Here is a 9867-nt window from a genome sequence, read left to right on the forward strand (position 1 = left end):
GGCGGCCGTGATGACGCCTGCGCCGGCAAGCCGGGCTCCTACAGGGGGTTGGCACAACACCGGCGCCAGGCCGGTGTTGGGTTTTTTCTTCGTCCTATTGATCTCGGGTAGCGCAGCGCCAGCCGGCCGTGTGCCTTAGAAGCGATACTTCGCCGATGCCGTAATGCTGCGCGGTGCACCGTAGGTCAAGGCGCCGTAGGCGTCGAAGATGTCGAAGTACTTCTGATCGGTGACGTTGTCGGCATTCACCTGGGCCGAGAAGTTTTCGGTGAATTCGTAGCGGGCCATCAGGTTGACCAGGGCGTAGGCGTCCTGCTGGATCTTCTCGGAGTTGCCTGCCGGGTTGGTCGCATAGGTGTAGATCGAGTCCTGCCAGTTGACGCCGCCGCCGATGGTCAGCTTGTTGAAAGCACCGGGCAGGCGGTAGGTGGTAAAGGTGCGCAGCAGCTTGGTCGGATACAGCGTGTTGACGTCGTCGCCGTTGGCGTCTTCAGCCGTGAACTGGGTGTAGCCCACCGAGGCGTTCCAGTTGGTCGCGAGCTCGCCGGACACTTCCAGTTCGAAGCCCTTGCTGGTTGCGCCTTCACTGGCCTCGTAGGCGAAGCCGCCGACCGGGTTCGAAGGGTCGATCAGCGCGCCGGTGTTCTGGCCCAGGTTATCCTGTTTGATCTGGAAGATGGCAGCGGAGGCGTTCAGGCGGCCGTCGAAGTATTCACCCTTCAAGCCGAGTTCCGTGCTCTCGCCAACGATGGGTTCCAATGTCTGGCCACTGCTGTCGCGTACCGACTGCGGCAGAAAAATTTCCGTGTAGCTGGCATAGGCCGAAAGGTTGTCGGTGAGGTCGTAGACGATGCCTGCATAGGGGGTCAGCTCGTGATCGACATCGACCTTGCTCACTTCTGAGAACACGTCATCACTGGTCTTCTCGTACCAGCTTTCACGGGCGCCAAGAATCACTTTCAAATCGTCGGTCACGTTCAGGCGGGTGGCGGCATATAGCCCTTTCTGCCGGGTCTCGCTGTAGCCGTAGTCGGTCCGCGGGCCCCATACCGGCTCGGCGAAATTACCGCTGTAGGCGTCGAAATCGGCAACGCCTTCAAAACCTGTTTGCGCGTCGAGTGAATCGGCGTCGAACTTCTGCTTACTGTCCACATATCCGAAGGCCAATTCGTGCTCACGGCCCAACAGCTGGAACGGGCCATTGAAGCGGATGGCGTAGTCGTCCTGGGTGGTCTCGGTCTTGTAGGTCGCGGGGAACGAAAACATCCCGGAACTGCCGTCCCTGCCTGGATTGCCCGACAGGTACAACAGGGAAGAGTCGCCGGTGCGCTCGCCACGGTTGTAGCTGAGGTTGACTTGCCAGTCGTTGGCAAAGGTGTGATCGAGATTGACGAAGTAGGTCTCGTAGGTGGTGTCCCACTTGCTCCACTTGGCGGAGGTCGACTTCGAGCGGCTCCAGTTGGTGCGGCCGCCGTCTGCGTACCAGACAGGCAGGCCGCCCCACATCGGCGAGTCGGCGTTGCTTTCCTGCCGGCTCAAGCCGAACCAGAGCGTGGTGTCGGGCGTCAGGTCGATATCCATGGTGCCGTAGACGGTCTGGCGCTTGTTTGAGTTCATGTCGATCCAGGTGTCGCCCTCGTTGCTCTCCGCGACCAGGCGCCCGCGAATGGTGCCTTCCTCGTTCAGCTTGCTGGACACGTCCGCCTCGACGCCATAGGTGTCCCACGAACCGGCGCTCAGTTCCAGCGAACCCTTCAGGTCGGTACTGCTGGCGCGTTTGCGCACCATATTGATGGACGCGGAAGGGTCGCCGGCGCCGGTCATCAAACCGTTGGCGCCACGGACCACTTCAACGCGGTCATACATAGCCAGGCTGCTGAAAATCTCCCCCGAACTCCAGGGCTGTTCGTAGAGGGTGGGCACGCCATCGATCATCAGCGAGTTGAGCTCAAAGCCCCGGGCGTTGAACTGCGCCCGGCTGGTTTCGTAGCGGTTGACCGAGACACCGGTGGCATTGTTGACCACGTCGAGGATCGTATGCAGATCCTGGTCCTGGATACGCTGTTGGGTGATAACGCTGACCGATTGCGGCGTCTCCCGCAGGGACATGCTCAACGGCGTGGCGGTGCGTGCAGCCGCGGTCGTGTACGAGTTGGTGTCTTCAGTGACCGCGCTGCGCTCGCGAACGGCCGTCTCCGTGACAGCGATCGGGGCCAAGGTCAGAGAACTCCCTGTCTCTGTTTGCTCGGTTTGTTCCGCCGCCTGCACGCATGGCGCAGCGAAGGCGATACCGGCTGCCAGCATGTGCACTGCCAGGGCCAGGGGGCGCACAGCCAGCTGGGCGCGGGGCGGAACGGTGTTTTGTGAACACAGGGAGATTGAGCTGTACATGCGCACTCACATTTGGTTTGTGTTGTTGAGAATAAATATCATACGCAAATGTGACGAATTGTTAAATAGTACTTGTAATGTCATTGCAGGCAGGGCGCCTGAGATGCTTGCTCGGCTCGACGCCGGACAAAAAAAAGCCCCCGCCGATTTGCGTCGAGGGAGGCCAAGGCAACACGCTCACAGACTGAAGGCGGGCCCTACGGCATACCCAGCCAATTGGGCAGCGCCAGGGAGATGATCGGTACGTAAGTTACCAGGATCAGGAACAGGAGCAGGATCGACAGCCACGGCAGGGCTGCGCGAATGGTCTGCCCCAGTGTCAGCCCGGTCACCGCCGAGGTGACGAACAGGTTCAGACCCACGGGTGGGTGCACCAGGCCGATCTCCATGTTCACCACCATGACGATGCCCAGGTGGATCGGATCGATGCCCAGCTTCATCGCAATCGGGAAGAAGATCGGCGCGAGAATCAGGATGATTGCCGAAGGCTCCATGAAGCTGCCGGCGACCAGCAGGACGATGTTCACCATGATCAGGAAGCCGATCGGCGTCAGGCCCTCGGAGAGCACCCAGTTGGTGATTTGCTGGGGGATCTGCTCGGTGGTCAGCACATGGGCGAACAGCATCGCGTTGGCGATGATGAACAGCAACATGATCGTTAGCCGGCCCGACTCCAGCAGGACTTTCGGGCATTCGCTGATTTTCATGTCCCTGTAGACGAACAGCGCGATAAACGCCGAGTACACCGCGGCTACCGCTGCCGCTTCGGTCGGAGTGAACATGCCGCTGTAGATCCCGCCGAGGATGATCACCAGTAACAGCAGGCCCCAGAACGCGCGTTGTGCGGTGTGCAGCCACTCGCGGAATGTCGCGCGTGGTTGCGCCGGCAGCTTCTTGACCCGGGCGACGATGTAAATCACCACCATCAGGATCACGCCCAGCAGGATGCCGGGTATGACGCCTGCCATGAACAACTTGCCCACGGACGTCTCGGTCGCTGCCGAATACACCACCATCACGATCGACGGCGGAATCAGGATACCCAGGGTACCGGCGTTGCAGATGATCCCCGCGCCGAACTCTTTGGGATAACCGGAGCGCACCATGCCGGCCACCGCAATCGAGCCGACGGCCGCGACAGTGGCCGGCGATGAACCCGACAAGGCCGCGAACAGCATGCACGCCAGCACCGCCGCAATCGCCAGGCCGCCACGGATATGGCCGACGCAGGCGTTGGCGAAATCGATCAGGCGCTGTGCCACGCCCCCCGTCGTCATGAACGCGCCGGACAACAGGAAGAACGGAATGGCCAGGAAGGTGTAGCTGTCAGACGTCTCGAACAGTTTGATCGCCAGCGAACTCAAGGAGTCCTGGCTGAACAGCAGGATCGACACCGCACCCGACAGGCCCAACGAAATGGCGATGGGCACGCCCAGGAACATGAACACGAAGAGCAACAGGAACAAACAGATAACCGTCATCAGTGTTGCTCCTCACCTGGATGGGCCAGTTTGCTTGCTTCCGCGGCTTCGTCCGCCAGCCCCAGGCCGGTCTGACGATGGGTATACAGGCGGTACATGATTTCCAGATAGCGCACGATGACCAGCGCGAAGCCGAACGGCACGATGATCGCGATGTGACCGATCTTGATCCCCCAGCGATCGAGGTCTTCGGCACCGATCCCGGCGGCCAGCACGGCGGCGACCCAATGGAAACTCGCCACCAGGAACAGCCCGGCGTACGCGAGGCAGCAGGCGCAGGCGAGCATCGCCAACAGGCGCTGCATCCGTTTGCTGGTTTTCTTGACCAGTACGTCCACGCCCAGGTGGCCGGCCGTGCGCACGCCATAGCTGATGCCGAAAAATATCAGCCAGCCAAACAGCGCCTTGGTCAGGGCGATGCTCCAGGTCATTTCCTGGGCATACTCCATGAGGTGATCGCCGGTCCATGCGAACATGTCGCGACTGAACGCCCATTTATCGCTGAGCGTGTAGAACATCGTGTAGAGGTTGTTCAGCGCCACGTAGACGAACGTCACCAGAGTCATGGCAGCCAGGAGGAAGGCAATCATGCCTTCCTCGAAATGCCGCCAGACTCGCCTGAGCGATTGCATAAGAATTCTCCGAACGTAGAGAGGGCGACCACCCCGAACCGGGTGGTCACGCACACATCATTGCCTGACGGCCACGACTTGCAGGAACGAGGGACCCGCCCTCACGAAGCCTTGTTCGATTCTTCAGCTGCCTTGATCAGGTCCGCGCCGATTTCGTCGGAGAATTTTTCCCAGACCGGATGCATTGCATCGCGCCAGACCTGGCGTTGCTCAGGCGTCAGCGAGTCGATCTCGCTGGTTTTGGCGTCGATGATCTTCTGTTTGGCGGTCTGGTTCAGGGCCTCGGCTTGCTTGTTCACCTCGACGGTCACCTGGTCCATGATCTTTTGCAGCTCGCTGCGCACATCTTCCGGCAGGCTGTTCCAGAATTTGGAGTTGGTGATGACCATGTAGTCGATCAGGCCATGGTTGGTTTCGGTGAAGAACGGCTGTACTTCGTTGACCTTCTGGCTTTCGTAATTGGACCAGGTGTTCTCGGTGCCGTTGACGGTGCCGGTCTGCAGGCCTTGATAGACCTCGGCAAAGCTCATTTTGCGCGGGTTGGCCTTGATCGCCTTGAATTGCTCTTCAAGCACGCTGGACGCCTGCACGCGGAATTTCAGGCCACGGGCATCCTTGGGCAGGATGACTTTCTTGTTGGCCGACAGCTGCTTGAGGCCGTTGTGCCAATACGCCAGGCCATGAATGCCCTTGTCGTCCATCGACGTCAGCAACGCCTTGCCCCGTGGGCCCTGCTGGAAACGGTCGACCGCGGCGAGGTCGTCGAACAGGAAGGGCAGGTCGAAGATCTGTACCTGCTTGGTGTAGTGCTCGAACTTCGCCAGCGACGGCGCCAGCATCTGCACGTCGCCCAGCAGCAGGGCTTCCATCTCCTTGCCATCGCCGAACAGCGACGAGTTGGGAAACACCTCGACCTTCACCTTGTCTTTGAGCTGCGGGTCGGCGGCGACCAGCTTCTGGAACATCAAGGCACCCTGGCCTTTGGGCGTGTTCTCCGCCACGACATGGGCGAACTTGATGACAATGGGGTCGGCTGCCTGGGCCAGGCCTGCCATGGAGAATGCAGCGGCGCAGAACAGCGCCTTGGTCAGCTTCAACATCGATATCACCTTTTTATTGTTGTAGGAGAATTCAGCCGCAGAGGGCTTTGGTCTGGCCACCCGTTTCGAGGCAGCTCGAAGCGTTTCCAGTCTAAAGATGGCCCAACCGACGGCGTTTCGAGAATCAGCTTTTCTATAACCCCGCGTTCGGTGGTGGTGAACGCAAGTGCTATCGGCGCAAGTTCCGGTCCTGCCTGCCAGCGTGGCGTTGTTTAAACGCTAGCAGGCCGGACGCGAAGTGCACTCTTTATGCGGCGGCAGTGTTCCGGCCAGACCTGTTCGCTTTAGTTGGCCGCCAGCGCCAACAGTCGCTGGGCGCGAAGCAACACCGGTGCATCGACCATCTGACCGTCCAGCTGGAAGGCGCCGGCGCCGTTTGCGGCCGCGCTGGCGTCCACCACCCGGCGCGCCCACGCCAAATCATCCGCGCTGGGAGCGAGGGCATCGTGAATGACCGCCACCTGATTGGGATGAATGCACAGCGCACCGCCATAACCCATGTCGTAGGCGTGACGGATGGCACGCTTCAGGCCTGCGGGGTCGCCGATGGCGGGGTAGACGCCATCCAGGGGCGGCAGCAGGTCGGCACCGCGCGAATGCAATTGCACCGCCATGCGCGCCTGATCGAGAAACAGCAGCGCAGCGGCGCTGCCGGTGTTGAGGTTCAGGTCGAGGGCGAGGTCGAGGCTGCCGAACGACAGGCGCTCGACGCCCTCGGCGTGGGCAATCGTTTCCAGCGCGAGCAGGCCTTTGGCGCTTTCGATGATCGGCCAGACGGGTTTACCTGTCTGCCAGACGGCGGCCACATGCGCCGCGCTTTCCACCTTGGGCAGCAGCACGCCCGCAACGCCGGCCTGCTGCGCGCAGAACGTCAAGTCCGCCGCGTGTTCGGGGTGATCCGGCGCGTTGACCCGCACCCAGACCGAGGCTTGCGGCGTCTTGTGCAGAAAGTCCGCCAGGTGCTCGCGCGCCTGACGTTTGAGCGGCTCCTCCACGGCGTCCTCGAAATCGACGATCACCGCATCGGCGCCAGCGGCCAGGGCCTTGGCAAAACGCTCGGGTCGGCTTCCCGGCACAAACAACGCTGAGCGGACGATGGATCGGGACATGATGAGTATTTCCTCGTTACCTGAATTGAACGTATGTTCCTGGCCGGCAAACTCGAATGGATCGCGCGCCCCAACCCAAACTTCCGGCAACCGGGTTCGTTCAGACAGGGCGTGTTCGCGGTGTCGTCCATCGCGAGCAAGCTTGCTCCTACCTAAGGCTTCAGAACCGCGCAAACCCTGTAGGAGCCGGCTTGCCGGCGAAAGCGTCATCACGGACGGCGCAAACCCTGTAGGAGCCGGCTTGCCGGCGAAAGCGTCGTCATTGACTGCACAAACCGAGCAGCAAAAACTGCCTCAAACCACCCCAGCCGCAGCCAACCGTGCCTGCTCCTCAACAGACAACCCCAGCTCGCTCAAAATGCCGCCGGTGTGCTGCCCCAACCCCGGCACGCCATCCATTCGCGGCGTGAACGCAGTGTTGTGACCAGGAGGCAGCAGCGACGGCAATTTTCCGCTGGGGCTGTCCACTTCGCGCCAGCGATCGCGCGCCTTGAGTTGCGGGTGATCCCAGACGCCCTGCATGTCGTTGACTCGGGCGTTGGCGATCTGCGCGTCTTCCAGGCGCTCGACCACCTCGTCGACCGACAGCGCGGCAAAACCGTCGACGATGATTTGCCGCAGCGCTTCACGGTTCTCCGAGCGCTTGAAGTTGGCAGAGAACCGCTCGTCCGTCGCCAGCGACTTGTCCAGCAGGACCTTCTCGCAGAACAAGGCCCATTCGCGCTCGTTCTGCAGGCCCAGCATGACGGTGCCGCCACCGCCGGTGGGGAACGGCCCGTAGGGGTAGATGGTCGCGTGCGAGGCCCCGGCCCGTGCCGGTGGCGGCGCACCGTCGTAGGCGTAGTACATCGGGTAGCCCATCCATTCCACCAGGCTTTCGAGCATCGTCACGTCGATGCGGCTGCCGACCCCGGTTTTCTCCCGCAGCATCAGCGCCGAGAGGATGCCGGTGTAGGCGTACATGCCCGCTGCGATGTCGGCGATCGAGCAACCGGCCTTGGCCATTTCATCCTCTCCCGGGCCACCGGTCACCGAGAGAAAGCCGCCCTCGCTCTGGATCAGCAGGTCGTAGGCCTTTTTCTTTTCATAAGGTCCGCCCTCGCCATAGCCGGAAATATCGCAAACGATGAGCCGGGGAAAACGCGCCTGCAGCGCCTCGAAGGATAGCCCCATGCGAGCCGCCGCGCCGGGTGCCAGGTTCTGCACCAGCACGTCGGCCTTGGCCAGGAGCGACTCGAGAATGCCGCCGGCCGCGTCCTGTTTCAGGTCCAGGGTCAGGCTTTCCTTGGAGCGGTTGGTCCAGACGAAATGCGAGGCCAGGCCATCGACCCGCTGATCGTAGCCGCGGGCGAAGTCACCCGTGCCGGGGCGTTCGACCTTCACCACGCGGGCGCCCAAGTCGGCCAGCTGACGGGTGCAGAAGGGCGCCGCGATGGCGTGCTCCAGGCTGATGACGGTGATGCCGTCCAGCGGACGGGGAGTGAGTTGAGTCATTTGGGTTACCTATTCGCTCAGGCCGTGTACTTTCTGAGGCAGCAACGCTGCCGGCTGAAAATGCGTCAACGGTTAAATCAGATCAGCCAATTGCTGTGCATCTCGCAGATGCCAGACCTTGTCGATGATCGCCTTGCCTTGCTCTTGGGTCCGCGCCCCGGAAAACGCCAGCAAACGCTGGAACTTGGCCTCCAGTTCGGGACGCGACAGGGTGTTGCCGGGATCGCCCTTTGGATCATCGATGGCAGCGGTCAATGTGCGCCCGTCAGTGGTGGTGACGATCACGCGGCCCAGCCAGCGCGCCGGGTACGCGGCATCGACTTCGGGGTCCAGTTCCATGCTGACTTTCTCGCGAAAGGCGTCGACGTCGGCATCGGTCAGGGCCAGGTCGCGAAATTCGATCAGTTGCGCGCTGCCATGCACGGCGATCAATCCCAACACCGCGCCCATGGAAAACTTGGCCTGATGCACGGTGGCCGGTTTCACCACACGGCCGAGCACATCGATGGCGCCCTGGTGCACGCGGGTGACGACCTTGGCGATCTGGTCATGGCGCAGGCCCTCGCGCTGCATCAAGTGCAGCAAGGCGTCGGCGGCGGGGTGCGTGTGCCGGCACGAGGCGTGGAACTTGAACGAGGTTTCTGCCAGCGCCCAGCGTGTGCCCAGCCGATCCGACAACCTGGCAGGCTCGGCATCGGTGGACATGCCCGCCGCCATGCCTTGCTCGCCTTCGAGGATATTGCGCGCGCCGGTCAGCCCGTCCTCGGTCATGTAGGCGGCAAGCAAGCCGTCGGCGGCAGCCTTGGCGGTGTGCAACTGTTTGGAGTCAGCGGCATCGCGCAGAAACTCCCATAAGCCGGCGGCCTGGGTCCCTGCGTTGCCCAGTAGATTGATGAACTGTTCCTTGTCGAAACCCAGCAGCTTGCCCACGCCCACGGCGGCGGCCAGGGTGCCGACCGTGGCGGTGGTGTGGAAGATTCGATAGTGTGAACGCCCCATGAACTCGCCAATGCGAATGCCCGCTTCGTAGCCCGCCACCGAGGCCAGGAGTAAATCCTTGCCCGATTTGTTCAAGTCCTGGGCCGCCGCCAGCACTGCGGAAAACACCACCGTGGCTGGATGCAGCACCGAACTGTTATGCAGATCGTCCTGCTCGACCAGGTGTGATGACGCGCCGTTGACCAAGGCGGCGAAGTAGGGCGATGTACTGCGCGCGCTGACCAGGATCCTCGCGGACCCGCTGGCCGGCCCCATGCGCTCGGCATAGCGCTCGAACAGCGGAATCGGCCGCGCACCCTGGCTGGCCAGCGCCGAGCCGATCCAGTCCAGGAACAGGTCTTCGGTGCGCGCCAGCACGGCGTCGGGAATCTGCTCGTATTGCAGGTCGGCCAGGAACGTGGCCAATGCGTGGGTATGGCTCATGGGCGGGCCCTCAGAAGCTGCGTGGCAGTTCGAGCAAGTGCTCGGCGACGTAGGACAGGATCAGGTTGGTCGAGATCGGCGCCACCTGGTACAGCCGGGTCTCGCGGAACTTGCGCTCGACGTCGTATTCGCAGGCGAAGCCGAAACCGCCGTGGGTCTGCAGGCAGGCATTGGCCGCTTCCCAGGAGGCTTTGGCCGCCAGGTACTTGGCCATGTTGGCGCTGGCCCCGGCGTTCTT

8 protein-coding genes are annotated in these 9867 nt (G+C 62.1%); all 8 read right to left on the reverse strand.

Going from position 1 to position 9867, the window contains the following annotated elements; genetic code table 11:
- Window positions 1-135 precede the first annotated feature (135 nt).
- Window positions 136-2391: a TonB-dependent siderophore receptor gene (locus tag J2W17_RS27920; RefSeq protein WP_307342488.1), complete on the reverse strand. Its 2256-nt coding sequence runs from the start codon at window positions 2389-2391 to the stop codon at window positions 136-138.
- Between the two features lie 197 nt (window positions 2392-2588).
- Entirely contained in the window at window positions 2589-3872 is a 1284-nt protein-coding gene (dctM, locus tag J2W17_RS27925) for a C4-dicarboxylate TRAP transporter large permease protein DctM (protein ID WP_307342491.1), read from the reverse strand.
- Window positions 3872-4504, reverse strand: a complete 633-nt coding sequence (locus J2W17_RS27930; protein WP_307342494.1) for a TRAP transporter small permease — start codon at window positions 4502-4504, stop codon at window positions 3872-3874. Before J2W17_RS27930 ends, dctM begins: the two co-directional genes overlap by 1 nt.
- A 101-nt stretch (window positions 4505-4605) precedes the next feature.
- Complete coding sequence (locus J2W17_RS27935; RefSeq protein WP_307342497.1) at window positions 4606-5604, reverse strand: TRAP transporter substrate-binding protein; 999 nt, start codon at window positions 5602-5604, stop codon at window positions 4606-4608.
- A 284-nt stretch (window positions 5605-5888) separates the two neighbouring features.
- Window positions 5889-6713, reverse strand: coding sequence for an HpcH/HpaI aldolase/citrate lyase family protein (locus tag J2W17_RS27940; RefSeq protein WP_307342501.1), 825 nt, complete (start codon window positions 6711-6713; stop codon window positions 5889-5891).
- A 294-nt stretch (window positions 6714-7007) separates the two neighbouring features.
- Window positions 7008-8207: a CaiB/BaiF CoA transferase family protein gene (locus J2W17_RS27945; protein ID WP_307342505.1), complete on the reverse strand. Its 1200-nt coding sequence runs from the start codon at window positions 8205-8207 to the stop codon at window positions 7008-7010.
- 72 nt (window positions 8208-8279) lie between these two features.
- The gene (locus J2W17_RS27950; protein WP_307342508.1) at window positions 8280-9629 is read right to left on the reverse strand and encodes an MmgE/PrpD family protein; all 1350 of its coding nucleotides are present in this window, start codon (window positions 9627-9629) and stop codon (window positions 8280-8282) included.
- Window positions 9630-9639: 10 nt separating this feature from the next.
- Window positions 9640-9867: acyl-CoA dehydrogenase family protein (locus J2W17_RS27955; RefSeq protein WP_307337674.1), on the reverse strand; the 228-nt coding region annotated here is incomplete at its 5' end.

The sequence above is a fragment of the Pseudomonas lini genome (assembly GCF_030812475.1).
Lineage (GTDB): Bacteria > Pseudomonadota > Gammaproteobacteria > Pseudomonadales > Pseudomonadaceae > Aquipseudomonas > Aquipseudomonas lini_A.